At 65.2% G+C, this 24,446-nt stretch carries 25 protein-coding genes; 9 read left to right on the top strand and 16 right to left on the bottom strand.

Features of this window, described 5'->3' with window-relative positions; genetic code table 11:
• The 5 genes from ACOJCM_RS19565 to ACOJCM_RS19545 all read right to left on the bottom strand — a co-directional run bounded on the left by ACOJCM_RS19565 (position 1) and on the right by ACOJCM_RS19545 (position 4,483).
• Entirely contained in the window at positions 1-438 is a 438-nt protein-coding gene (locus ACOJCM_RS19565; protein ID WP_445213763.1) for an SRPBCC family protein, read from the bottom strand.
• A 19-nt stretch (positions 439-457) separates the two neighbouring features.
• On the bottom strand, positions 458-1,285 hold the full coding sequence (locus ACOJCM_RS19560; RefSeq protein WP_445213762.1) for a phosphoenolpyruvate hydrolase family protein: 828 nt from the start codon (positions 1,283-1,285) through the stop codon (positions 458-460).
• Positions 1,286-1,312: 27 nt separating this feature from the next.
• Positions 1,313-2,293: a branched-chain amino acid ABC transporter permease gene (locus ACOJCM_RS19555; RefSeq protein ID WP_445213761.1), complete on the bottom strand. Its 981-nt coding sequence runs from the start codon at positions 2,291-2,293 to the stop codon at positions 1,313-1,315.
• Between the two features lie 2 nt (positions 2,294-2,295).
• Complete coding sequence (locus tag ACOJCM_RS19550; RefSeq protein ID WP_445213760.1) at positions 2,296-3,183, bottom strand: branched-chain amino acid ABC transporter permease; 888 nt, start codon at positions 3,181-3,183, stop codon at positions 2,296-2,298.
• A gap of 70 nt (positions 3,184-3,253) precedes the next feature.
• The gene (locus ACOJCM_RS19545) at positions 3,254-4,483 is read right to left on the bottom strand and encodes an ABC transporter substrate-binding protein (protein WP_445213759.1); all 1,230 of its coding nucleotides are present in this window, start codon (positions 4,481-4,483) and stop codon (positions 3,254-3,256) included.
• 109 nt (positions 4,484-4,592) lie between these two features.
• Between ACOJCM_RS19545 and ACOJCM_RS19540 the strand changes: the two genes are divergently transcribed.
• Entirely contained in the window at positions 4,593-5,438 is an 846-nt protein-coding gene (locus ACOJCM_RS19540) for an AraC family transcriptional regulator (protein ID WP_445213758.1), read from the top strand.
• 8 nt (positions 5,439-5,446) lie between these two features.
• Here ACOJCM_RS19540 and ACOJCM_RS19535 read toward each other — a convergent pair whose 3' ends face one another.
• The 5 genes from ACOJCM_RS19535 to ACOJCM_RS19515 all read right to left on the bottom strand — a co-directional run bounded on the left by ACOJCM_RS19535 (position 5,447) and on the right by ACOJCM_RS19515 (position 9,825).
• Positions 5,447-6,175, bottom strand: a complete 729-nt coding sequence (locus ACOJCM_RS19535; RefSeq protein WP_445213757.1) for an ABC transporter ATP-binding protein — start codon at positions 6,173-6,175, stop codon at positions 5,447-5,449.
• Complete coding sequence (locus ACOJCM_RS19530) at positions 6,168-6,923, bottom strand: ABC transporter ATP-binding protein (protein WP_445213756.1); 756 nt, start codon at positions 6,921-6,923, stop codon at positions 6,168-6,170. The genes ACOJCM_RS19535 and ACOJCM_RS19530 overlap by 8 nt, the downstream gene beginning before the upstream one ends.
• Before the next feature lie 265 nt (positions 6,924-7,188).
• Positions 7,189-7,836 carry a hypothetical protein gene (locus ACOJCM_RS19525; RefSeq protein WP_445213755.1) on the bottom strand — a complete coding sequence of 216 codons (648 nt, stop codon included), beginning with the start codon at positions 7,834-7,836 and terminating at the stop codon, positions 7,189-7,191.
• Between the two features lie 198 nt (positions 7,837-8,034).
• Entirely contained in the window at positions 8,035-9,063 is a 1,029-nt protein-coding gene (locus ACOJCM_RS19520) for an aspartate carbamoyltransferase (RefSeq protein ID WP_445213754.1), read from the bottom strand.
• An 84-nt stretch (positions 9,064-9,147) separates the two neighbouring features.
• Entirely contained in the window at positions 9,148-9,825 is a 678-nt protein-coding gene (locus ACOJCM_RS19515) for an IclR family transcriptional regulator (protein ID WP_445213753.1), read from the bottom strand.
• Positions 9,826-10,028: 203 nt separating this feature from the next.
• Here ACOJCM_RS19515 and ACOJCM_RS19510 point away from each other — a divergent pair, with 203 nt between their 5' ends.
• From ACOJCM_RS19510 to ACOJCM_RS19500, 3 genes are all read left to right on the top strand, one after another.
• A complete protein-coding gene (locus tag ACOJCM_RS19510; protein ID WP_445213752.1) occupies positions 10,029-12,374 on the top strand; it encodes a cytochrome P450/oxidoreductase in 2,346 nt (781 codons plus the stop codon).
• 85 nt (positions 12,375-12,459) lie between these two features.
• Complete coding sequence (locus tag ACOJCM_RS19505) at positions 12,460-13,515, top strand: TRAP transporter substrate-binding protein (protein WP_445213773.1); 1,056 nt, start codon at positions 12,460-12,462, stop codon at positions 13,513-13,515.
• 143 nt (positions 13,516-13,658) lie between these two features.
• The gene (locus tag ACOJCM_RS19500) at positions 13,659-14,081 is read left to right on the top strand and encodes a hypothetical protein (RefSeq protein ID WP_445213751.1); all 423 of its coding nucleotides are present in this window, start codon (positions 13,659-13,661) and stop codon (positions 14,079-14,081) included.
• Between the two features lie 11 nt (positions 14,082-14,092).
• Here ACOJCM_RS19500 and ACOJCM_RS19495 read toward each other — a convergent pair whose 3' ends face one another.
• Entirely contained in the window at positions 14,093-14,875 is a 783-nt protein-coding gene (locus ACOJCM_RS19495) for a helix-turn-helix transcriptional regulator (protein WP_445213750.1), read from the bottom strand.
• A 106-nt stretch (positions 14,876-14,981) separates the two neighbouring features.
• Between ACOJCM_RS19495 and ACOJCM_RS19490 the strand changes: the two genes are divergently transcribed.
• The 3 genes from ACOJCM_RS19490 to ACOJCM_RS19480 all read left to right on the top strand — a co-directional run bounded on the left by ACOJCM_RS19490 (position 14,982) and on the right by ACOJCM_RS19480 (position 18,167).
• Positions 14,982-16,661 (top strand): FAD-dependent monooxygenase, encoded by a 1,680-nt coding sequence (locus ACOJCM_RS19490; RefSeq protein WP_445213749.1) that lies wholly within the window; start codon positions 14,982-14,984, stop codon positions 16,659-16,661.
• Between the two features lies 1 nt (position 16,662).
• Entirely contained in the window at positions 16,663-16,869 is a 207-nt protein-coding gene (locus tag ACOJCM_RS19485) for a DUF2783 domain-containing protein (protein WP_445213748.1), read from the top strand.
• 494 nt (positions 16,870-17,363) lie between these two features.
• On the top strand, positions 17,364-18,167 hold the full coding sequence (locus tag ACOJCM_RS19480) for an alpha/beta hydrolase family protein (RefSeq protein WP_445213747.1): 804 nt from the start codon (positions 17,364-17,366) through the stop codon (positions 18,165-18,167).
• On the opposite strand, the gene ACOJCM_RS19475 is transcribed toward ACOJCM_RS19480, so the two are convergent.
• Entirely contained in the window at positions 18,168-19,598 is a 1,431-nt protein-coding gene (locus ACOJCM_RS19475) for an aminotransferase-like domain-containing protein (RefSeq protein WP_445213746.1), read from the bottom strand.
• A gap of 168 nt (positions 19,599-19,766) precedes the next feature.
• On the opposite strand from ACOJCM_RS19475, the gene ACOJCM_RS19470 reads away from it, so the two are divergent.
• Together ACOJCM_RS19470 and ACOJCM_RS19465 are read left to right on the top strand one after the other, a co-directional pair.
• Entirely contained in the window at positions 19,767-19,928 is a 162-nt protein-coding gene (locus tag ACOJCM_RS19470; protein WP_445213745.1) for a DUF1127 domain-containing protein, read from the top strand.
• An 87-nt stretch (positions 19,929-20,015) separates the two neighbouring features.
• Positions 20,016-20,411, top strand: a complete 396-nt coding sequence (locus tag ACOJCM_RS19465; RefSeq protein ID WP_445213744.1) for an STAS/SEC14 domain-containing protein — start codon at positions 20,016-20,018, stop codon at positions 20,409-20,411.
• Here the strand turns inward: ACOJCM_RS19465 and ACOJCM_RS19460 are convergent.
• From ACOJCM_RS19460 to ACOJCM_RS19445, 4 genes are all read right to left on the bottom strand, one after another.
• Positions 20,406-21,614 (bottom strand): MFS transporter, encoded by a 1,209-nt coding sequence (locus tag ACOJCM_RS19460; protein ID WP_445213743.1) that lies wholly within the window; start codon positions 21,612-21,614, stop codon positions 20,406-20,408. The two genes, ACOJCM_RS19465 and ACOJCM_RS19460, sit on opposite strands and share 6 nt — an antisense overlap.
• Positions 21,615-21,616: 2 nt before the next feature.
• Entirely contained in the window at positions 21,617-22,831 is a 1,215-nt protein-coding gene (locus tag ACOJCM_RS19455; RefSeq protein ID WP_445213742.1) for a multidrug effflux MFS transporter, read from the bottom strand.
• A 316-nt stretch (positions 22,832-23,147) separates the two neighbouring features.
• Positions 23,148-23,912 carry a hypothetical protein gene (locus ACOJCM_RS19450; protein WP_445213741.1) on the bottom strand — a complete coding sequence of 255 codons (765 nt, stop codon included), beginning with the start codon at positions 23,910-23,912 and terminating at the stop codon, positions 23,148-23,150.
• Between the two features lie 66 nt (positions 23,913-23,978).
• Positions 23,979-24,446 (bottom strand): hypothetical protein (locus tag ACOJCM_RS19445; RefSeq protein ID WP_445213740.1); only part of this gene is annotated, 468 nt, incomplete at its 5' end.

The following is a 24,446-nucleotide window of genomic DNA, read 5'->3' as shown; positions in this document are numbered from 1 at the left end:
TCAGCCTTGGCAGCGCTCGACAGCCCCCTCGAAGGCAAGCCGGAAAGTATCCGAAACCCGCTGCACCACGTCCTCGCGGTCGGCTTCCTCTACCTCGAACTCGGCCCACCATTCGCCGAAGCAGTGGCCGGTGGTCGTGATCGGCTTGAGTCGCATCTCGGCCACGTAGCCCCGCACCGGCAGGGCTGGTGCCTCGAGAATGCGGTAGCAGCAGCGATGCTCGCGATCCGAGAGCGTGAGCAACTCCTCGCGGATGAAGTTGCCGTCATGATCGTGGAAGTGGCGCACGCAGCCGATCTGGTCGGCGGGCTTGCCCTGCTCGATTTCGCTTCTGGCAAAGAAAGGATGGTAGTCCGGCAAGCCGTTGAAATCGCGCAACCTGCTCCAGGCCTGCTCGAGCGTGATGGGCATGGCGGTACTGACGTAAACCCGGGTCATGGTGATGTCTCCTCGCGAGTCAGGCGATGCTCTTGAAACGGCGAATCTGCTCGGTTAGTGCGATCTCCGTGGGCAGGCGCTCCATGCTCGAGGCGCCGTAGAAACCGTTGCAGTGTTCGCTCTGATGCATGACGTAGGTGGCGTCGTCGGGCGTGGCGATGGGGCCGCCATGGCACAGGATGATCACGTCCCTGCGCACGCGCCTGGCCGCTTCCGCCCATTCGTCGATCAGGCGTACCGATTCGTCGAGGCTCTTGGCCGATTCGGCACCGATGGTGCCCCCCACGGTAACGCCCATGTGCGCCACGATGATGTCGGCGCCCGCCTCCGCCATGGCCACGGCCTCGTCGGCCGAGAACACGTAGGGCGTCGTGAGCATGTCCATCTCATGTGCCAGGCGGATCATGTCGACCTCGCTGCCGTAGGTAATGCCGGTTTCCTCCAGGCTGATGCGAAAGGTGCCGTCGATCAGGCCCACGGTGGGAAAGTTCTGCACCCCCGAGAAGCCCAGCTCCTTCAGCTCGCGCAGCAGCTTGGGCATGATCACGAAGGGGTCGGTGCCGTTGACGCCGGCCAGCACCGGGGTGTGCTTGACCACCGGCAGTACCTCCAGCGCCATCTCCTGCACGATCTGGTTGGCGTTGCCGTAGGCCAGCAGGCCGGCGGAAGAGGCGCGCCCGGCCATGCGGTAGCGACCGGAGTTGTAGATCACGATCAGGTCGATGCCGCCGGCCTCCTCGCACTTGGCCGAGATGCCGGTGCCGGCGCCGCCGCCGATGATCGGCTGGCCGCGGGCGGCCATGTCCTGGAAGCGGGCCACCAGCTCCTGGCGCGTGAATGGGGGCATGGGGATTCTCCTTGTCTTGGGGTCGAGTCAGTGGTGATGGGGGCGAGGTCGGGATTCGACCTTGGCTGCGGAAGTGGAGCGCCGTGAACGAAGCGCCTGGCTTAGCTGGCCCACCACGCCTTGGCGGAAGGTGAGCACGCAGGTCATGAACACCAGGCCGGTGATCACCGTGACCCAGGCGCCGAAAGGATCCAGATAGTGATTGAGCGAGGCGACGAGCGCGGCACCTACTGCCGGCCCGAAGACCGTGCTCATGCCGCCCAGCAGTGTCATCAGGATGACGTCGCCGGAAGTGTGCCAGTGGACGTCGTTGAGGGCCGCCAGCTGGAACACGATCGCCTTGAGCGAGCCGGCGATGCCCGACAGGCTGGCCGAGAGGGTAAATACCAGTACCTTGTAGCGGGCCACGGGATAGCCCAGCGAGATGGCGCGCGGCTCGTGCTCGCGGATGGCGCGCAGTACGTGGCCGAAGGGGGAGTTGACGGTTCGCCATACCAGCCACAGGCCGGCACCGACGATGCCTAGCACCACATAGTAGAGTGCCGTGTTGCTGCGCAGATCGACGATGCCCAGGAAGGTGCCACGGGGAATCCGCTGCAGGCCGTCCTCGGCCCCGGTAAAGGGGGCTTGGAGAAAGAAGAAGTAGACCAGCTGCGACAGGGCCAGGGTGATCATGGCCAGGTAGATGCCGCTGCGACGAATCGCCAGGGCTCCCATGAGGGTGCCCAGCAGGGCCGCGACCAGGCCACCGGCAAGGATCCCCAGTTCAGTGGGAAGGCCGTAGGTCTTGACCAGCAGGCCCGTCACGTAGGCGCCGGTACCGAAGAAGGCGGCGTGACCGAAGGAGAGGATACCGGTATGCCCCAGCAGCAGGTTGAAGGCGCAGGCGAAGAGCACGAAGCACAGCGCCTTCATCACGAACACCGAGTAGATCACCTGCGGGAAGAAGGGAACCGCCAGTAGTGCCAGCAGGCCCAGGGCGATCAGGGTAGAGGGCAGGGGTCGCATGGTCAGCCCTCCTCGCGGCCGAACAGTCCGGCCGGGCGCAGTAGCAGCACCAGCACCATGACCAGGAAGACGATGGTCGACGAGAACTCGGAGTAGAACACCCGAGTCAGGCCCTCTACCACGCCGAGTCCCAGACCGGTAACGATGGCGCCCATGATCGACCCCAGCCCACCGATGACCACCACGGCAAAGATGATGATGACCAGGCTGGAACCCATGGAGGGATTGACATGGAAGATGGGCGCGGCAAGCACGCCGGCGAAAGCCGCCAGGCCCACGCCCACGCCATAGGTCAGGGTGATCAGGCGCGGCACGTTGATGCCGAAGGCCTGGGTCAGCTCCGAGCGCTCAGTGGCGGCGCGCAGGCTGGCACCCAGCGAGGTACGCTCGATGATGAACCAGGTTGTCAGGCACAGCAGCAGCGCTGAAACGATCACGAAGCCACGATAGAGCGGCAGTATCATGAAACCCAGGTTGATCGTGCCGCGCAGCAGCTCGGGGGTGGCGAAGGGTTGGCCGGAGGAGCCGAAGGCGATGCGAAAGCCTCCTTCCAGCACCAGGACCAGGCTGAAGGTCAACAGCAGGCCGTAGATGGGGTCGAGCCCATACAGCCGGCGCAGGAACAGGAATTCGAAAGCCATGCCGAACAGCGCCACGGCCAGCGGGGCGACGGCCAGCGTCAGCCAGTAGTTGACCCCCATGTACTGGGCCAGCAGGAAAGCGGTGAAGGCGCCCAGCATGAAAAAGGCGCCATGGGCGAAATTGACGATCTTGAGAACGCCGAAGATGATCGCCAGGCCCAGGCTGAGCACGGCATAAAAGGAGCCGTTGACGATGCCCAGCATGAGCTGCCCCAGCAGGGCCTGAATGGGAATGCCGAATATATCCATGATCACTTGCTCACGAGGCTAACGGAGAGAGAAGGCGCGGTGCCCGGCCGCAGCCGGGCACAGAGCGGCATCAATCGTTGTCGAGCAGGTGGCAGGTGCTCTCTTCCAGCGGTTGGAAGGCCTCTTCGCCGGGGATGGTGGTCACCAGGCGCAGGAAATCGTAGTCGTACTCCGATTCGTCGGGGGCCTTCACTTCCCACAGGTACTGGTCGTGGACCATGCGGCCGTTGGGGCGGATGTAGCCGCCCGAGGCGAAGAAGTCGTTGATCTCCAGCTCGCGCATCTGCTCGGATACCGCATCGGGATCGTCGCTGCCGGCGGCCTCGATAGCGTTCAGGTAATGCATGGTCGAGGAGTAATTGCCGGCATGGGCCATGTTGGGCATGCGTCCGGTGCGCTCGTAGAAGCGCTGCGAGAATTCGCGGGTCTCGTCGTTGGCGTCCCAATAGAAGGCATTGGTCAGCATCAATCCTTGGGCGGTCTCGAGCCCCAGGCTGACGATGTCGTCGTACCACAGCAGCAGCGCGGCCGGACGCTGCTCTGGCGTCACGCCGAACTCGGCCAGGGCGTTGATGGCGTTGATCGCATCGGCGCCGGTGGAGGCGATGCCGATGATCTCCGCGCCGGAGGCCTGGGCCTGCAGGGCGTAGGAGGAGAAATCGGTGGTGTCGAGTGGATGGCGAGCGGCGCCGACGACCTGACCCCCGGCTTCGCGCACCACTGCCGACACTTGCTCCTCGAGCCCGATGCCGAAAGCGAAGTCCACGGTAAGGAAGAACCAGGTATCGCCGCCGTCCTCGACGATCGACTTGCCGGTGCCGTGCGCCAGTGAATGGGCATCGTAGGTGTAGTGGGTCACATAGGGCGAACAGTAGTCGTTGGTCAGCCCGATGTTGGACGAGGAATTGACGATGGCGTGGCGCTTTTGCTCATCGGCGACGGCCGCCACCGCCAGCGCGACCCCGGAGTTGGACAGGTCGTTGATCATGTCCACGCCCTCGCTGTCGTACCACTCACGGGCACGGCTGGCGCCGGTGTCGGCGCGGTTGCGATGGTCGCCGTGGATCACTTCGATGGGCACGCCGCCGACCTCGCCGCCGAAATCCTCGACGGCCATTCGCACGGCTTCCACCGCGGCTTCTCCGGAGAGATCCGTGTAGATGCCCGACATGTCGGTGAGCACGCCGATACGCACCACATCGTCGCTGTAGCCCTCGCTGGCCAGGGCGCCGGAGACGCCTCCCAGGCTCAGCACGGCGGAAGCGACCACCAGGGTCTTGTAGGAGCTCTTGGCTGGCATTGTTTTTTCTCCTGTTCTCTTTGGGAGCTATTGTTGTAATTTGCTCTGATTCGAACGGTTTGTTTTCTTCCTGCCTCTCATAGTTAGGGCCAACACGGGCGAATGCGCCATGGCTTCAGCGCACGAACAGCTATCCGAAACCCACATCGTCGGCGATGACACCCGCCAGTGGATCGTGCGTGCCAGCGATTGCGATGCACTCGAGCAACGGCATATCTCTCATGTCGGTTTCGGCGATGCCGCGGTGCCTTACCGCATCGTGCGCACCCGCCTGAGCGGCGCCTACATCCACGGCTCGCTGAGCGGTGAAGGCCGCATGCTGCTGGATGGCCGCTGGCGCACCATGCGCCGCAGCATGATGTCCTTTGCCCCGGCCCACGCGCTCCATGCCTTCCATGCCGTACCCGGTAAGCGATGGCAGTACTGTTGGCTGCGCTACCTGCCCAGCGCACCGCGCTCGGTGGTGGGGACCATCGCGCCGATCATGCAGCACTTCGACCCCGAGCCGATGAAGCACGCCATCCTGGGCCTCTACAGCGAGGTGTTTCACGGCCAGGGGGATCCGGCCAGCTGCGTGATGTGGGTCGATACCATCGAGCGCTACATCTCGCGCTTTGCCGATCCCTGGCGGCGCGACCCGCGTATCGTGGCGGTCTTCGATGCGGTGATACCGACCCTGGAACGGCACTGGACCATCGAGGACATGGCCGACATCGCTCACGTCAGCACCGAGCATCTGCGGCGCATCAGCCGCAAGGTCTTCGGGCGCAGCCCCATGCAGCAGCTCACGCAGCTGCGCATGCAGCACGCCTCCCATCTGCTGGCGACCAGCGACATGCCGATCGAAGCGATCGCCGAGCGGGTGGGCTACCGCAGTCCCTTCGCCTTTTCCAAGACCTTCAAGCGCATGAACGGCGTCTCGCCCTCGCGCTTTCGCCTGCATTCACGCGACTGAACGCGTTGCTACACACCCAGGCGTGCCAGCAAAGCGTCGGCATCCTGTTCGATGCCCTTGCGGTCGTAGCGTGCCGCTACCTGGCCGTGGTCGATGAGGTAAAAGTGGTCGGCCACGCTCATGGCAAAACGCAGGTTCTGCTCCACCAGGAGGATGGTGTAGCCCTGTGCCTTGAGATGATGGAGGGTGTCGCCAATATGCTCGACGATGCTTGGCGCCAGTCCCTCGGTAGGCTCGTCGAGCAACAATAGCCTGGCCCCGGTTCGCAGGGTGCGGCCGATGGCCAGCATCTGCTGCTCGCCGCCGGAGAGCTTGGTGCCGGGGCTGCGCAGTCGCTCGCGCAGATGGGGGAACAGGTCGAGCACCTGCTCGGTACTCAGGCCACTGTCGTTGACCCGGGTCGGCAACTCGAGGTGCTCCCTGACGTCCAGCGTGGCGTAGATGCCGCGATCCTCGGGGCAGAAGGCCACGCCGTGCCGGGCGATCTGGAAGGGGCGCATGCCGATCGTTTCGGTGCCCGCCAGCCGGATGCTGCCACGGCGCCGCGGGACGATGCCCATGATCGACTTCAACGTCGTGGACTTGCCGGCGCCGTTGCGGCCCAGCAGGGTGACCACCTGCCCCGGCGGTACCTCCAGATCGATACCGTGCAATACGTGACTTTCGCCGTACCAGGTATGCAGGTCACGGATGGCCAGCATCGGGTCGAGGACTTGCTCAATGGCGGCTTCAGTCATGGCGGGCCCCTCCGATATAGGCTTCGATCACGCGTGAGTCTCGCGAGACAGTGGCGTAGTCGCCCTCGACCAGCACCTCGCCTCGGGCCAGAACGGTGATGCGGTCGCAGAGTTGGGCCACCACGCCCAGGTTGTGCTCCACCATCAGCACCGAGCGGCCCTCGGCCACACGGCGTATCAGATCGGCGGTTCGACCGACATCCTCGGTGCCCATGCCGGCCAACGGCTCGTCGAGCAGCATTACCTCGGGATCGAGCGCCAGGGTGGTGGCGAGCTCCAGCGCACGCTTGCGTCCGTAGGGAAGCTCGGTGGCGGGGGTGTCGGCCCATTGCTCGAGACCGACATCGACCAGCAGTGCCATGGCGCGCTCGTGATGATGGTCGAGGCGGTGATGCGAGGCCCAGAAGTCATACGACTCGCCGCGCTGGCGCTGCAGTGCCAGCTTGACGTTCTCCAGTGCACTGAGCTGGCCGAACACGGCGGATATCTGAAACGAGCGCACCATGCCCAGCCTGGCCACCTGGTCCGGCTTGAGGCGGGTGATGTCGTGCCCCTTGTAGAGGATGTTGCCGGCACTGGGTTCGAGGAACTTGGTCAGCAGGTTGAAACAGGTGGTCTTGCCGGCCCCGTTGGCGCCGATCAAGGCGTGGATGATGCCGGGCTCGATCCGCAGGGAAATGTCGTTGACTGCCGTGAAGCCCCGGAAATTCTTGGTGAGGCCCCGGGTCTCGATGATTGCCTCCGCCATCGTGTACTCCGCCGTTTATTATTGTGCGTTGGTCTGGTCTCGGTGACGGAGCGCGCCGGTACGGGCCGACTCCATCCGTCGGCTTCAGTGTCGGCTCGGGCGAACGGCCGCGCCATGGCTGCAGGGCACGTGTGGCTATCCGAAAAGCACATACAAAAAGCACAGACGGTTGGAGCGACCAATGAATGGGCCGGACGGAAACCTACAGGCCAGCCGAACCCGGCAGGGTTCGGCTGGCGAAGGGACAAGCAGGATGCCAGGGTGCTCAGGTGGTCAGTACCCGGTCCTCGGCATACTGCGCGGCGATGTCGTTCACCGAGATGCAGGTGTACTTGATGACGAAGAAGGCCAGCGTGGCGGGGCAGGTGAAACTCTCCTCGAAGCGCTCCACCTGGGCGCCGCGTTCGCGTATGACGCTGGCACGATAGGTGTTGCCCGCCTTGGTCAGCTTGACCGTGGCCTGGCGGTCGGCTTCCTGTTTCTCCAGCACCAGCTCGCGCTGTCGGGCCAGCAGCTCGTCGAGCATCTTGCCGCCTTCGCGCTCCTCCGGGGTGGCCCAAACCTCCTGGTCGCGTTCGCCGTACTGGAACAGCAGGATGGCCGGGAGAACCGAGAAGATGGCACCGGTCAAGAGCCAGGTCAGCTCGGCGCCGGGAGGGTGCAGCGCGAACACGGCGAACACCTGGATCACGAAGGCGGCCACCAGGATGCCTGCCAACGGTCGCCACATGCGCGGATTCATTACCGGCTTGCCCATGGTGTGGCCCCAGAGGCCGGCGGCGACCAGGGCGCCCAGTCCCACCGTCAGCACTCCCCAGACCGGGCCACCGCCCACCAGCAGGGCAATGACACCGATCGCCACCAGGGCGCTATAGAACACCGCAAGCAAAATGTACGCTCTTTCCAGGGTCATGCGTCACATCTCCTTTCTCCGGTTGCCTTGATAGCAACGCCATTGTTATTCGAGCTTGTAGGTCGAGTCAGCAGATTCGTCGAGCCATGTCGTCAGGGGATGGCGGCCAGCCGCCGCCGGGACAGCTTCGCATACTCTTCGTTCATCATCAGCCTCCGCTCGTCAACAGCATAGCGATGCCAAGCGTTGGCTGCATCGTTACAAGGTGGGGTCGTCGACCCCGACCCGCTCGGGCACGAACCAGCGTACCGGGCGCAGGTCCTTCTCGATCAGCGCCTCCACCTGGAGCAAGGTGGCGAATATCGCCATGCGCACCGGGATGCCGTTGTCGGTCTGGCGAAAGATCGCCAGGCGCGGGTCGCCGTTGAGGTCCACGTCGAGGTCGTTGGCGTCCGGGCGGCTGTCGCGCGGCAGCGGGTGCATGACGATGGTATCGCGGCCGCAGCGCTTGTCCATGAAGGCACGGTCGACGGTGAAGTCGCGCGACAGGCTGAAGCCCTCGCTCATTTCGGCGGTGAAGCGCTCCTTCTGGATGCGGGTGGTGTAGACCACGTCCACGTCCGAATAGTCGTCGTCCAGGCTGGTGCGCTCCTCGACGCGGTGGCCGCGTGAGGTCACCAGGTCGATCAGGTGGCTCGGCATCTCCAGCCCCGGCGGCGCCACCAGGGTGATGCGCATGGCGTCGTAGAGCGAGAGCAGCTTGATCAGCGAGTGCACGGTGCGGCCATATTTGAGGTCGCCGGTGAGCAGCACGTGCGCCCCGGCGAGCTTTTTGCCCAGCCGGGCGAACTCCTTGTCGATGGTATAGAAGTCGAGCAGCGCCTGGCTGGGATGCTCGCCGGGGCCATCGCCGCCGTTGATCACCGGCACGTGGGTGGCGGCGGCGAACTCGGCCACCGAGCCCTGGTCAGGGTGGCGCATGACGATGGCATCGCAGTAGCCGCTCATCACCCGGCTGGTGTCGTAGAGCGATTCGCCCTTGGCCATGGAGGAGAAAGTGAAGCCGGTGGTGTCACACACGCTGCCGCCCAGGCGGCAGAAGGCGGCATGAAAGCTGACCCGGGTTCGTGTACTGGCCTCGAAGAACAGGTTGCCGAGCACGGCCCCCTCCAGTACCCGGGTCACCTGGCGGCGTTGGGCGATGGGCTCCATGCGGGCAGCAACGCGCATCAGGTGGTTGACGCTATCGCGGGACAGGGAATCGACGGAGAGCAGGTGGGGACTCATCGAAGGCCTCGGAAGTGGCAGCGAAGGATGGCCCGTAGTGTAACCCTCCCGGTCGGTGGCTTCACGGGGCGCGATGACGCGCGTTCAGCGTCCGACCAGCTCGGCCAGCCTTCGTGCGTGATGCTTGACTTCACGTATGGCCCGCTCGGTATCCAGGTCGTCCATGGCGACCACCCCCACACAGGCCTCGACGCCGGGGCGAAATTGCGGCGTGGCGACGGGGCTCGCCACGCCCACGGCGCCGCGCTGCAGCTGGCCGCGGGTCAGGCTGAAGCCGTCGGCACGTGCTTGACGCACTGCCTCGCTGTCGTCATCGCGCGGAGCGCGGCCTGAGAGGATGGCGATGCCCGCCGCCCCGCGAGTCAAGGGGTGACGGCTGCCGACCCGGTAGCCCACCCGCAACAGCCCCTCGTCGGGCTCCGCCACCAGCAGTACCACGCATTCCTCGCCCTGGGCCACCGAGACGAAGGCAGTGGCCCGAGTCGCCTTGGCCAATGCCTGCAGCAGCGGCTGCGCCACGGCACGTAGCTGCGGCTCGAAACGCGAGGCCAGCAACGAGATACCTGCGCCCAGGCGCAGCGTACCCTCGGCAGAGCGTGCCACCAACCCATGCTGCTCCAGGGTAGTGACGATGCGATAGGCGATGGCGCGATGCACGTCGAGTCTCTCGGCGAGTTCGGCAACGCTGATCCCCCCGGCGTGCTCGGCGACGAGCTCCAGCGCGTGCAGGCCGCGATCCAGGGTTTGCAGGGTGGTGGCCATCGAACGGAATTCCTCGAATCGAGTGATGGCTGGGATGGTAGCAGCTGACCGGGATTGACGTCCTTGGGGAAACTGCCTATGGTCAGCCATGTGTTCGCTGAACGATAACAAGTGTGCGATAAAAGTAAATATAGCGCAAAAGACAACAGGCGCGGCCACGCATGACAGCAACGATGGCGGATGACAGCCCCGCGGGAGGCCCCATGACGACCCCCTTTCACCGCAACGACAACGGCGCGAGCGGTTGCCCCTTCCAGGCGTCCGATGAACGGCCGCTGGCGCCCACCGGTTGCCCCGTGTCACCCCAGGCGGCGGCCTTCGATCCCTTCGATCGCCCTTACCAGCTCGACCCCGCCGAGGCGCTGCGCTGGTCGCGCGAACAGGAGCCGGTGTTCTACAGTCCCAAGCTCGGCTACTGGGTGGTGAGCCGCTATGACGATATCAAGGCGATCTTTCGCGACAACATCACCTTCTCGCCGTCGATCGCCCTGGAGAAGATCACCCCGGCGAGCGACGCGGCCCAGGCGGTGCTCAAGCGCTACGACTACGGCATGAACCGCACCCTGGTGAACGAGGACGAGCCGGCGCACATGGCGCGCCGACGCGAGCTGCTAGACGCCTTCAGCCCCGAGGCCCTCGAGGCCCACGCGCCGATGGTGCGTCGCCTGGTGCGCGAGAAGCTCGATGCCATCGTCGAGCGAGGCCGCGCCGACCTGGTCGCCGAGATGTTCTGGGAGGTGCCGCTCACGGTAGCGCTGCACTTCCTCGGCGTGCCCGAGGAGGACATGGAGCAGCTGCGCCGCTTCTCGGTGGCGCATACCCTCAATACCTGGGGGCGCCCCTCGCCCGAGCAGCAGGTCGAGGTGGCGGAGGGCGTGGGCAAGTTCTGGCAGTACTCCGGCGAGGTGCTTAAGAAGATGCAGGCCCAGCCGCGTGGCCACGGCTGGATGTACGACATGATCGAGAAGAACCGGCAGAAGCCGGACGTGGTCACCGACAATTACCTGCACTCGATGATGATGGCGATCATCGTCGCCGCCCACGAGACCACGGCGCTGGCCACCGCCAACGCATTTCGCCAGTTGCTTTCGCGCCCTGCGGTGTGGGCCGAGCTGTGCGACAACCCCTCGCTGATTCCCGCGGCGGCCGAGGAGTGCCTGCGCCACTCCGGCTCGGTGGTGGCCTGGCGGCGAATCGCCACCCGCGACGTCGAAGTGGGCGGCGTGACCATACCCGAGGGAGGCAGGATCCTGATGGTCACCGCCTCGGCCAACCACGACCCGGCCCATTTCGAGAACCCCGACGCGCTCGACATCTACCGCGACAATGCCGTCGACCACCTCACCTTCGGATACGGCAGCCACCAGTGCATGGGCAAGAACCTCGGACGCATGGAGATGCGCATCTTCCTAGAAGAGTTCACCCGGCGCCTGCCGCACCTCGAGCTCGAGGAGCAGGAGTTCACCTTCCTGCCCAATACCTCCTTCCGCGGCCCCGAGGCGCTGTGGGTGCGCTGGGATCCGGCACGCAACCCGGAGCGCCGCGACCCGGCGGTGCGCAGCGCTCAGCGTGACTTCCCGGTGGGAGCGCCGGAAGCGCGTGACATCGTACGCCGCGTCACGGTCGCCCGCGCCGAGCCCGAGGCCGAAGGCGTGCTCGGCGTGACCCTGGCCGACCCGGCCGGCCGCGAGCTGCCCGCCTGGACGCCGGGCTCGCATCTGGACGTGGTGCTACCTAGCGGCGAGTCGCGCAAGTACTCGCTGTGCGGCCCAGCGGATGCCGGCGACTGGCGCATCGCGGTGCTGCGCGAAGAGGCAGGACGCGGCGGCTCGCGCTGGATGCACGCATCGGTGCGCGAGGGTACCGAGCTGCGCGTTCGCGGCCCCAAGAATCACTTCCGCCTCGATGAATCGGCGAGGCATCATGTGCTGATTGCCGGCGGCATCGGCATCACGCCGATCGTCGCCATGGCCGATCGCCTCAAGCAGTTGGGCAAGTCTTACGAGCTGCATTATGCGGGGCGCGGGCGCTCCAGCATGGCATTCGTCGAGCGCCTCGAGCGCGACCACGGCGAGGCGCTGCGGCTCTACCCCAAGGATGAAGGCGCACGGCTCGATCTCGCGGCGCTGCTTGCCACGCCAGGTAAAGGCACGCTGCTCTACGCCTGCGGGCCGGAGCGGCTGCTCACGGCACTGGAGGCCGGCACCCACCACTGGCCGGAGGGCAGCCTGCACGTGGAGCATTTCACGGCCGAGGGCGCACTGCTGGACCCCGAAAACGAGCATGCCTTCGAGGTCGAGCTCGCCGACTCCGAGCTCGTCGTCGAGGTGGCGGCGGATCGCACGCTGCTGCAGGCGCTGCGCGCCGCCGGCGTCGACGTCCCCAGCGACTGCGAGGAGGGCCTGTGCGGCTCCTGCCAGGTCGAGGTGGTGGAGGGGGAAATCGACCATCGCGACAAGGTGCTCACCGCCGCCGAACGGGCCGGTCAGGACCGGCTGATGAGCTGCTGTTCGAGAGCCAGAGGCAAGAAACTTGTCTTGGCGCTTTGAAACGGCTTCGCTTGACCCTTTTCACTTGCCATAACAACACGTACGCAACCCTGACAACCGGGACTCACGAGGAACGACAATGAAAATGCACAAGCTCGCGACACTGACCGCGCTCACCGCGCTCTCGCTCGGCGCCTTACAGGGCGCCGCGGCCACCGAACTGACGGTGAGTACCTGGGCGGGCCCCAACCACGGTGTCAATTCCATTGTCTGGCCGACCTGGGGCAAATGGGTGGAGGAGGCCACGGAAGGGCGGGTCACGGTCAATGTGGTCCACGACATGGGGCCGCCCAACGCCCAGATGGAGCTGATTGCCGACGGTGTGGCGGATGTCACCTGGCTGTTCCACGGCCTGATGCCGGGGCGTTTCGAGCTGACCAAGCTGCCCGAACTGCCGACTTTCGAGGAATTCACTTCGGAGGCCGCCTCGGTGGCCTACTGGCGCACGCATAACGAATACTTCGCCGAGGCCGGCGAATATCGCGGCGTCGAAGTGATTGGCGTGGGCGTGCATGGCCCGGGCTCGCTGTTCCTCGACGAAGAGATCGGGAGCCTCGACGATCTCGACGGTAAGCGCGTGCGCATCGGCGGCGGCGTGATGTCCGACATTTCAGAAGCGCTGGCGCTCACCGGCGTGGCGCTGCCGCCGGCCAGCACCTACGAGGCCGCGACCCAGGGCGTCATCGACGGCGCGATGCTGACGTTGGAAGGCCTCAAGAGCTTCCGCCTGGCCGAGGTGCTGCCCTATACCGTGCAGATGCCGGGCGGCTTCTATCGCGGCAGCTTCTCGCTGGTGATGAACCCCGACACTTGGGCCTCGCTCTCCGAGGAGGACCGGGCGGCCATCGAGGAAGTCTCGGGTGAGCGGCTCTCGCGCCTGTTCGGCTACATGATGGACGTGGTCGACGTACGTGGCATCGAGTTTGCAAAAGCGCAGGGCAACACCTTCGTCGAGCTGCCGGCGGAAGAAATCGAGCACTTCCAGCAGAGGGTGGCCGATCTACCCGAGGAGTGGATGGAGATGGCCGCTGCTAAGGGCGTCGATGGCGAGGCTGCGCACAGCTACTTCTTCGAGCAGCTCAGCGTTGCCGAGGAAGAGGAAGGGCTCTCCCCCGACGAGGTGATCGATCCCGAAGCCTGAAGCGTCAACCCGAAGCTGCCCTCTGCGAGCACGGCCCTGGCCGTGCTCTGTTCGTTTCATTTGAAACTATGTTGACCTCGATCAAAGCTGCCCGGTGCCGAAGCACCGATACTGACGCAAACGTATCGGCAATGGAGCGAGACATGAGCCAGGCAGCCAAAACCTCATTCTGGGAGCGCTTCTGCGAAGGCAGCTATCGCGCCTCCACGCGGCGGTTGGTCCGCGAAATCGAGGCAAAATCGCCCAGCGTCTACAGCGAGATGCTTCAAGACCTCACGACGCCACTGGAGCCCGCCTTCGAGCGTGAGATGGCGCGCCATCTGGACCGCGGCGGCTATCGGGCCTTCGTGCCGGCCGAAACGCTGATGCCCGCCATGCTCCAGCGCTTCGGCTTGGAGGCGAGCGTCACCCAGCACGCCAGCTATCCGAGCCTGCGCGGCACCTGCAATGCCTGCCCGGTGGCCGGCCACTGCTGGGGGGCCATGCGCCGCGATGCCGGCATCGAGGAGTGTCGTGCTTTCTGCCCCAATGCCGCGGCGTTCGAGCGGCTGAGCGAGACGGCCTGAGGGGCCAGAGGTCAGCCCCGCTGACGACAAAGCGCCACCAGCCGCGCCTTGGAGGGCACGCCGAGCTTGGCGTAGGCACGCTTACGGTAGGTTTCGGCGGTGGAGAGAGCGATGTCGAGTTCGGCGGCGGCGGTCTTGAGGGTATGACCGCGCAGCAGGTAGAGGCAGAGCTGACGTTCGCGCTCCGAAAGTGGAGCGAGCACGGCGGCTTCCTCGGCGCTGGGGCGCTGCGAGAGCGATCGGGCCTGGCCGTAGTGGCGCCTGATCAGGCTGGCCAGTAGCGGCGCCAGGGCATTGAGGCGGGCCAGGTCGTCAGCGATGAACGGGCCGGCCTCGCTGCCGCGGTAGAGATTCAGGTAGTAGACGCTGTCGTGTCCGGGAAGGGTCAGCGACACCTTGTCGACCAGGTCGGGAAAGGCGAACAGGTGGTTGCGGTAAGCGTCCGGCATGGCCTCTGCCTGCATGGGCATGAGTTCCGCTGCGTCAAGGTCATCGCCTTCGTCGAGCCGACGGCGCAGGCGCGGGTAGTTGGGGTCCTGGCGGAAGAGGCCGCCAGTGTAGAGTTCGGCCAGCCGCCCGGCCACCCGCGGCGCTCGCTCGTTGGCCGCCAGCAGGCAATCGACCTCGTCGCGACCGTCGAAGGCGAACACCATGCACTGCTCGATATTCACCGCTAGGCGCAGCAGGGCGAGCAGGGCCGCGTCGAAATCTGCCTCGCCCAGCCGAGCCACGCACTCCGCCGTGGCCGGTATCAGGCTCGGCCAGTCATGCATCGCCGCCTTGGCTTCGCTCATCTCGTCCTCGCCTCGTGTGTTTCGGTGTCCCGGCTTTTGCGGGACAGTCGCTTTGCCTGGTTCGGGGTAGCCTATGAGCAGATGACAATGCCAACAGGAGCCGCCCATGCGACCCGCCGGACGCGCCGAGACCGACTCGCTTTATTTCGATTATCCGCATTTCCCGTTCGTTCGTCCTCCCGAGCGGGAGGGTAGGCCGGTGCGCCATCGCGTGGCCATTGTCGGCGCCGGCCCGGTGGGCGTGACCGCCGCGCTGGAGTTGGCGCGCCATGGCATCGCAAGCGTGGTGCTGGACGACAAGGCCACCGTCAACGACGGCTCGCGGGCAATCTGTATTTCCCGCCATAGCCTCGAGATCCTGCAGCAGCTCGGCGTCGACGGACCTTTCGTGGAGAAGGGCTTGGGCTGGACCCGGGGCCGCACCTACTTTCGCGACCGCGAGATCTACCGCTTCGAGATGCCCCACTCCGAGCAGGAACGCTTCCTGCCGATGTATAACCTGCAGCAGCAGTACATCGAACGGTTCCTGATCGACAAGGCCGCCGAGAGCGAGTGCATCGAGCTGCGCTGGCAGAGTGCAGTAACCGGCGTGAGCCAGGACGGTAGAGGTGTGACTCTCGACGTGGCCACACCCGAGGGCGGCTATCGCCTCGAGTGCGATTACCTGCTGGCTGCCGACGGCGCGCGCAGCGTGGTACGCAAGTCGCTGGGGCTGGCACTGCACGGCGAGGCCTACGAGGGGCGCTACGTAATCGCCGACATCCGCCTGCGCTCCGATTTTCCCACCGAGCGGCGCGCCTTCTTTCACTCCGCGGCACTGCCCGATTCGACGATTCTCGTGCACAAGCAGCCCGACGACATCTGGCGCATCGATTACCAGCTCGGCCCCGGCGAGGATCCCGACGCCGCGGTGGAGGAAGCGAACATCCGAGAAAAGGTCGGCCTTATCGTGCGCGAGGTGTTGGACGAAGGCGACGACTGGGAATTGGAGTGGTGGAGCCTCTACAAGGCATACACCCTGGCGCTGGACGACTACCGCCATGGCCGGGTGCTGTTCATCGGCGATAGTGCCCACCTGGTGCCGATCTTCGGCGTGCGCGGCCTCAACAACGGCTTTGCTGATGCCGCCAACGCCGGCTGGAAGCTCGCCTGGGTGCTCAAGGGGCGCGCCTCCGAGCGGCTGCTCGACAGCTACAGCCCTGAGCGGCGTGGCGCCACGCTCGACGTCTTCGCCAATGCCGGCAAGAGTACCCGCTTCATGACCCCGCCTAGCCGCGGCTACCGATTGATGCGCGACGCCGCTTTGTCGCTGGCGTTGCACCACGACTATGCCAGCGGTTTCGCCAATCCGCGCCAGGTTACGCCCTACACCTATGCTGAAAGCCCGTTGACCCTGAGCGATGATGCCGGCTTTGCTGCCGGGCCGATTCCCGGTGCGCCGCTGGCCAACCATCGCCTGGGCGAGAATGACTTCCTGCTCGACCGCCTGGGCCAAGGTTTCACCCTGCTGTACTTCTGCGCAGATAGTGACGTCGAGGCCGAGCTGGCCGAGCGCCTGGCCGCATTGCAGTCTGGGGGCCAGCCGATCGAGCTGCTGGCCATGGCCCGCCGGCCGGGCACCGAGGGCGGACTGGTGGATGGCGACAATAGCCTGTTCACTGCCTACGGCGCCGACCCCGGCAGCGCCTACCTGGTGCGTCCCGATCGTCACGTAGCCGCGCGCTGGAAGCACCTCGAGCCTGCCGACCTCGAACCCGCTCTCTTGACCGCGTTGGGAGGAGAATAAGATGACCGAGACGACACTGCCCTTCAACGACCTTGAGCGCGTCTACGAAACGCTGGCCGAGACCCTGGATGCACTGCCCGAGGCGCAGGAGCGGCTTTTCCTGGCCCAGTTGGCGCTGGCGCTGGCCCACCGAGTGGGCGACGCCGAACGGGTGACGGCGGCTATCGATGAGGCACGACGGGGGGTGGAGGATAACGCTTCCGGCTAATGGCTGCGGGCGGCCTGGGGTGAGCGAAAGCCCACTTCGTCAACCTGGAGTTGAGCGAGGTCAAGGCGTGATGCTGGGGGTGGGCTAGGGTAAGAATTGGCCGTAGAGGAACGCCACGATGAGTCAACCTCGACCTCCACCAAGATCCCGCCCGCTGCCGTCTGAGGAGAAGCAGCTGCATGATTATCTCGAGGGCGAGCGGGCCCTGCTCGAACTCAAGTGCTGCGAGCCGAAGGCGCTGAGCGCGCTGATCCATGATCTGGCGCACCCCATGAGCCCCTCGCTCGAGCAGGCGATCGCACGCTGCCTGGCCGGACGGGAATTAGTGGATTTCTCTCCCGCCACCTCCCAGCTACCCGCGATGATGCGATGCTTCGGCCTCGATCCGGTCGCCTGCGGTCGCGACCCGTCCATCCATGCCCTGCGTACCGTGTGCAGCGCCTGCCCGAAAGTCGCGACCTGCTGGTTGGCGCTGCGCCACGATGCCTCGCGGGATGCTGATCGCCCCGGCCATGGGCGTGCCCCAGCGTTTCTATGCCCCACTGGCGCAGTGGCTGGCAGGCCAGGGCATGGCCGTGGCCACTTTCGACTACCGCGGCATGGGCGCCTCGCGTCCGCCACGGCTCAGCGGCTTCGAAGCCACCATCATGGATTGGGCACAACTCGATGCCGCCGCGATGCTCGAAGCGCTGGAGTGCCATGTACCTGGGCTGCCACTCTACTGGGTGGGTCACAGCCTGGGTGGCCAGATCCCACCCTTGGTGCCGGGGCAAGAGCGGCTCACACGCATCGTTACCGTGGCCAGCGGCAGTGGCTACTGGCGCGAGAACGCCCCGGCACTGAAGCGGCGTGTCTGGCTGTTCTGGTTCGGTGCGGTGCCGCTGCTCACGCCTCTTTTGGGCTATTTTCCCGGCAAGCGGCTCAACATGGTCGGCGATCTGCCCCGCGGTGTGGTCGAGCAGTGGCGGCGCTGGTGCTTGCATCCCGAATATGCGGTGGGGGCGGAGCCCGGCGTGCGCGAACGTTTCGCCGCCGTGCGCGTGCCGGTGGTCTCGCTCTCCTTCAGCGACGACGACTTCATGTCGGCACGCAACACCGAATCGCTGCACGGTTTTTACACCCATGCTCCGCGTACCCAGCTTCGCATTCGTCCCCAGGAAGCGGGCCTGACCCGCATCGGACACTTCGGCTTCTTCCGCGCCGAGCATGAGCAGGCCCTATGGCAGCGCTACTTGGTGCCGGCGCTGCAGGGTCGCGTGCCCGAAACCGCGGCGGTTCAGGCAACCGCCGGGGCGTGATCAGGCCAAGGCCTCTTCGCTCAGCATTGTCGCTACCGCTTCGCCGACGCGTTTGACGCCGGCCTCGACGGCGGGCGTCATCGCCGCGGCATAGTTCAGGCGCAGGCAGTGGCGGAACTTGCCCGAGGCGGAAAACAGTGAACCCGGCGTGACATGCAACCCTTCGCCGACCAGATGCTCCTTGAGACGTACGCAATCGATGTTTCTCGGCAGCTCCAACCACAGCAGGAAGCCCCCCTGGGGGTAGCTGACCCCGGTACCGGCGGGGAAGTGACGGGTCACCCAGTCGATCATGATGTCGCGGTGCTGCCGGTATTGGCGAATCATCTCACGCAGGTGGCGCTCGTAATGGCCGTGCTGGACGAATTCGGCCACCGCCAACTGTGGCAGGGTGGCCGAGGCGCCGGTGGAGACGTACTTCATGTGCAGTGCCTGGTCGCGATAGCGCCCCGGGGCCATCCAGCCGACCCGCAGGCCCGGCACCAAGGTCTTGGAGAAGGCGCTGCATAGCAGTACCCGACCGTCGTCATCGAAGCTCTTGAGCGTGCGCGGCCGGGGCGTGTCGAAGGACAGATCGCCGTAGATATCGTCCTCGACGATGGCCACGTCGAAGCGCTGGGCCAGGGCGACCAGGGCGCGCTTGCGTGCCTCGGGCATGGTGTAGCCGAGCGGATTGTTGCAGGTGGGGGTGACCTGGATCGCCTTGATCGGCCACTGCTCGAGGGCCAGCTCCAACGCCTCGAGGCTGATACCGCTGCGGGGGTCGGTGGGTATCTCCAGCGCCTTGAGCTTCTGTGCCTTGAGAATCTGCATGGTGCCGTAGAAGCTCGGCGAATCCACCGCGACCACGTCGCCGGGCTCGGTCAGGGTGCGCAGAGCGAGCGAAAGGGCCTCCTGGCAGCCGGTAGTGATCAGCACATCGTCGGGATGCAGCAGGCAGCCCGACTTGTCCGCCAGGCGCACGACCTGACGACGTAGTTCGAGGCTGCCCTGCAGGCTGTCGTAGTTGAGCCCGTGGGTTGCCACCTGCCGATGTAGCGTAGCCAGCTGACGTTGCAGCGGGCGCAGGCTGGCGGCGGCGAGATCGGGAATGCCACGCCCCAGCATCAGCAGGCGGTCTTCCTGCGGGGAGCGTTCCACTAGCTCCAGCACTTGGTCCCATTGGGAGACGTCCAGTGGACGCTGGGCGGGGCGCGACACTTTCGGCAATACGCTAGGGGCTGGCCGGGGTAGCACATAGTAGCCCGAGCGCGGGCGCGCCTCCGCCAGGCCGGACTCCTCAAGACGCCGGTAGGCTTCCTGCGCCGTGGAAATGCTGACGGCCAGTTCCCGGCAAAGCGTACGCACGGAGGGCAGCCGGTCGCCGACACGATACTGACCCTGCTCGATGCGCTGGGTCAGGGTCTGCGCTACCCAGTCGTAACGTTTCATGACAGATTTTCCTTCTTTTGACTCGCACAATACAGAAGCCGCCAATTTCCCCGTCACAGAAGAAGAATAGCTTTATCTGTACTGTAAAACTATTTTTGTTCTGAATCTGTATTGAGATTTCATATGGCCATAGCCTGTCAAAACGCACCGACAGGAGAGGCCATCACGATGTTCAAACGCCTGGCAGGACTGTCTCGTTGGTTACGGGATCAGCAGCAGCGCCACCGTACCCGCTGTGATCTGCGGCATCTCGACGATCATCTACTAGCTGATATCGGGCTGGATCGGGACACCGTAAGACGTGAGGTGAACAAACGCTTCTGGCAATGACGGCAAGGTTAGGGCGGGAACCCTTACAGCTGCGTGCTGCCACAGGGAAAGGAGAGCGCACTCGAGCCAGCCAAGGAGGAGCAAGCCATGATCGAGATCATCCCCTCTCCCGAATACGTGGCGGCGTTCCGTATCTCGGGCACACTGCGCGGCGAGGACTACGACGAACTAATCCCTGCCATCGAGGCGAAGCTCGAACACAATGAACGGATCGGCGTGCTGGCCGACCTGACCCACTTCGAGCACATGACGGCGAAAGCCTTGCAGCGCGATCTGAGCTACGCCATGAGCAAGCTGGGCGAATACAGCCGCTTCAGGCGTGCGGCGGTGATTTCCGACAAAGGCTGGGTCGAGACCACCACCAAGCTGGCGGACCGGCTATTTCCCCAGATCGAAATGCGGGTGTTTCATCATGGCGAACTGGAAGAGGCCATGCGCTGGGTCGCCGGTTTTCGCGACGACTTGATCTCCGGCGGGTCATGACAGCGCCGTGGCTTCTGCCCGCTCGCTGTGCCACTGGCGCAGCAGCCAGGCGAAGATCAGCCCCAGGGCAAGCAGCCACAGCCCGGCTCCGGCCAGTAGCCAAGTGCTGCTGGCCAGGCGTAGTGCCAGCCCGCCGAGGCTGACGCCTATCGATTGCCCCAGGAACAGGCAACCAGCAAATACTGCCATGGCGGTGCCACGCATGCTGGGCGCCATCTGCGTGGCGTTGATCTGCAGCGTGCTGTGCATCATGTAGAAACCGAGCCCGGCGGCAAAGGCACCGGCGCTGGCCAGGGCCGGTAGCGTGGCCAGCGCCAGGCTGACGAAGCCGAGCCCCATCAACACGCCGCCGCCTGCGGCCAGGCCCGGCTCGCCCAAGCGGGCCACCAACGGCCGCGCCAGCACGGCGAAGACCAGCCCGCCCGCGCCGAATAGCGCTACCATCAAGCCGGCCTGCGTCAGCGAGGTACCTAGGCGCTCGTAGAGATGCGTGGCGGCAAAGGCCAGCGCACCGAAGGCGGCAATTCCCTCAAGCAGCACCAGCATCAGGATGCGCCGGGCACGGGCGATGGTCGCCACCTCGCGTATCCGCGAGAAGAAGGCGATACGCCCTTGGTTCGCCTTGGCCGGCGACAATGCGGGGCGCTGGCGAAGCGTTACCAGCAGCAGGCCGCCCGCCGCGAGAAACAGCAGCGTCAGCAGGCCGAATGCTGCCTGCCAGCCCAGTGTATCGGCAAGAAAACCGCCCGCGACCTGACCGGCAATCAGCCCCAGCACCGCCCCCGTGAGCATGTGGGCCAGCGTTACCTGACGCTGGGCGTAGGAAACGTTGTCGCCGACCCAAGCCATGGAGAGCGGAATGATAGCCGCGGCAGTGGCGCCGTTCAGGGTGCGGAACGCGAGCAGCATCGGTAACGACTCGGCCAGCGCCGAGCCCAGCGCACCCAACGCACAGGCCAGGGTGGCCAGGCCGATGACACGCAGGGTGCCGAAGCGATCCCCCATCGGACCGTAGCAGAGCTGCATCACGCCGTAGGCGATGGCGAACAGGGTAATGTTCTGCGCCACGTCGGATACCGGCCGGGTGAAAGCCTGCGACAACGCCGGCAGCATGGCGTCGGTCACGCGCATCGAGGCCATGCTGGCAAAGCCGGCCAGGGCCAGCAGCAGGATGACGCGGCGCGAGGGCGCGGTAACGCTCATCGTTACGGCTGGGCCTGGCTGGCGGCCGCAGCCCGGCTGGCGGGGCGGACCAGCATCAGGTAGGCCACCAGGGAGAAGGCACCGCCGAGGCCGATGGAAAGGGTCATGGTGAGCGAAGTGCCATCATGGAATTGGCCAACCAAGGCCCCGCCCAGAGCAGCGATGGTCATCTGCAGGAAGCCGAACAGCGAGGAAGCGGCACCGGCGCACTGCGGGTTGGGGGCCAGTGCCCCCGACATGCTCTGCGGCATCACGATACCGAAACCGACCAGAAACAGAATATGCGGGCCGATCACCGCCCATGGCGTGTATACCGAGGCCGCTGCCAGGGCGGCCATGGTGAGACCGGCCACGGCGCAGATCGACGTTGCCAGCAGCAGCAAGCGGTCGCGGCCCAGGCGATGACTGTAGCGGCCGCTGAACAGGGTACCGCTGAAAAAACCGGCAACGATCAATGTAAAGCCGATGCCGTATTCGAAGGGCGACATGCCCATGAATTCGATGAGCACGAAGGAGGACCCGGAGAGAAACGCGAACAGGCCGGCGAAACCGCTGGCGTTGACCAGCGTATAGCCCAGGAAGGCCCGCTGTGTGATCAGCATGCGATAGTTGCGCAGGATAGCGGTGGGATGCACCGACTGGCGATTTTCCCGCGCCAGCGGCTCGGGCATCAGGAAGGCCAGTACCAGGAGCATGGCGGCGGCATAAAACGCCAGCAGCAGGAAAATCGAATCCCAGCCGAAGAACAGCAGCAACCCCGCACCGACGATAGGCGCCAGCGCCGGTGCCAGCGCCGTGGTACTGGCCATGTAGGAGAGCATACGCCCGGCCTCGATGGGGCCGTAGATGTCGCGCACCGCGGCACGCCCCAGCACCGGGCCTGCGGCGCCGCCCAGCGCCTGCAGGAAGCGTCCAACAAGCAGCCACTCGATGCTGGGGGCGAAGGCGCACAGCAGACTCGCCAGCAGGAACAGGCCGAAGCCGAACACCATGACGGGCTTGCGGCCGAAGCGATCGGAGATCGGGCCGCAGAAAAGCTGCGCCACGGCGAAGCCGGCCATGTACAGGCTCAGCGTCAGCTGAATCTGGTCGGGTCCGGTATCCAGCGCCTCGGCCATCGCCGGCATGGCGGGCAGATACATGTCGGTTGCCAGCGGGCCCAGCGCGGTCAGCGCGGCTAGCGTGGCCACCGTGGCGGGGGACTTCAGCCTCAGCACATCGTTTCTCCTGGAAAGACAAACAACGACCAGCCGGCGCTCTTCTTCCGGCTCGAGTCCTGCAGCTCAGAAGGAGCGGTCCTGCTAGTCGTTAGCTTGCTTAATATAGCGGAAATGTCTTGCGTTTGCGCTGTTGCCGCTCACAGCGGTTTCGCTATTGCCAGATAATTGCAAATGAGACCTTACCACAGGCTGAGATGCCATGAAGGAAGGCGGCGAGCGTCGATGATACGGTGCGGCAGGTAGGAGAAATGAGGAAGCGCGGGTCAGCCAAGGGGAGCGTGCTCGCTCCCCTTGGCGCCCTACCGCTGTGCTGTCAGTTCGATTCCGTGTCGGTCTCGTCTTCCTCCTCCCGATCTTGCGTGGTCGGGCTGTTCACCTCGGTATCGTCGGAATCGTCCGTATCCCGGTTATTGTTCCTCAGGACGTTCGCCGGGCCATCCGAGTCGGATGTGTCGCTCCGGCTCGAGGACTCCTGCCGATTACGACCCGAGAAGTTACCCTGGCTATCGTCTTGGCCGCTCTGTCCCTCTTGCAGCCCTTCCACGAAGCCTTGGCGATAACCCCTGATGGCTCCTTCCTGCAAGCCTTCCATCCGGCCTTCCATGTAGCCCTGCATGAAGAGACTGTGGGCCGCTTGGCTATCCTGCTGGTCACGGCTATCGGAACCGCGCTGCTGATCGTCCCACTGTGACTGGCCCTGGCGTCCGCGTTCGTCACGGTAACGTTCACCCTGGTACTGCTGACGCTCACGGTCGTCCCAGCGGCTTCCCTGGTCGCGGCCATGGTCTTGAGACTGTCGATCCCAGTCACTTTGTCCCTGATTGCGCTGCCAATCCCTCTGGCTGTCGTCACGGTATTGCTGCTGAGGGGAGTTGTCCCACTGTTGGCCACCCTGGCGCCCGTACGGGTTACCGCCGCCTCCCTGCTGGCTGCCTCTGTCGTCCCACTGCTGGCTGCCTTGGGGGCCTTGACGATTGTCATAATCGTAGCTTCCCCGGTTTTCCTGCTGCTGCGCCAACGCCAGGTTTGAAGCAAGAGCGGCCGAAACTGCCGTCGCGATAAGCATCCGTTTAAACATTGGCTCCTCCAATGAACTCAGAATCGATGTTGTGCTGCATGGCCCGCCGAGCCTTCACCGCTGCACTTAGTTGGAGCGATAACGGTCCTGATCGCGCCAGCGGTCGTCTTGTTGGCCCTGGCTGCGGTCATCCCAGCGATCGTCCTGACGGCCCTGGTTGAACTGGCCCTGGTTGCGGTCGTCCCAGCGGTCATTTGGTTGGCCCTGGTTGAACTGGCCCTGGTTGCGGTCATCCCAGCGATCGTCCTGACGGCCCTGGTTGAACTGGCCCTGGTTGCGATCATCCCAGCGATCGTCCTGACGGCCCTGGTTGAACTGGCCCTGGTTGCGGTCGTCCCAGCGGTCGTCCTGACGGCCCTGGTTGAACTGGCCCTGGTTGCGGTCGTCCCAGCGATCGTCCTGACGGCCCTGGTTGAACTGGCCTTGGTTGCGGTCATCCCAGCGGTCGTCCTGACGGCCCTGGTTGAACTGGCCCTGGTTGCGGTCGTCCCAGCGATCGTCCTGGCGACCCTGGTTGAACTGGCCCTGGTTGCG

This window comes from Billgrantia hypersalina (genome assembly GCF_052584175.1).
The sequence above is the reverse complement of the archived record's forward strand: the minus strand, read 5'-3'. Positions and strand labels throughout refer to the sequence as shown.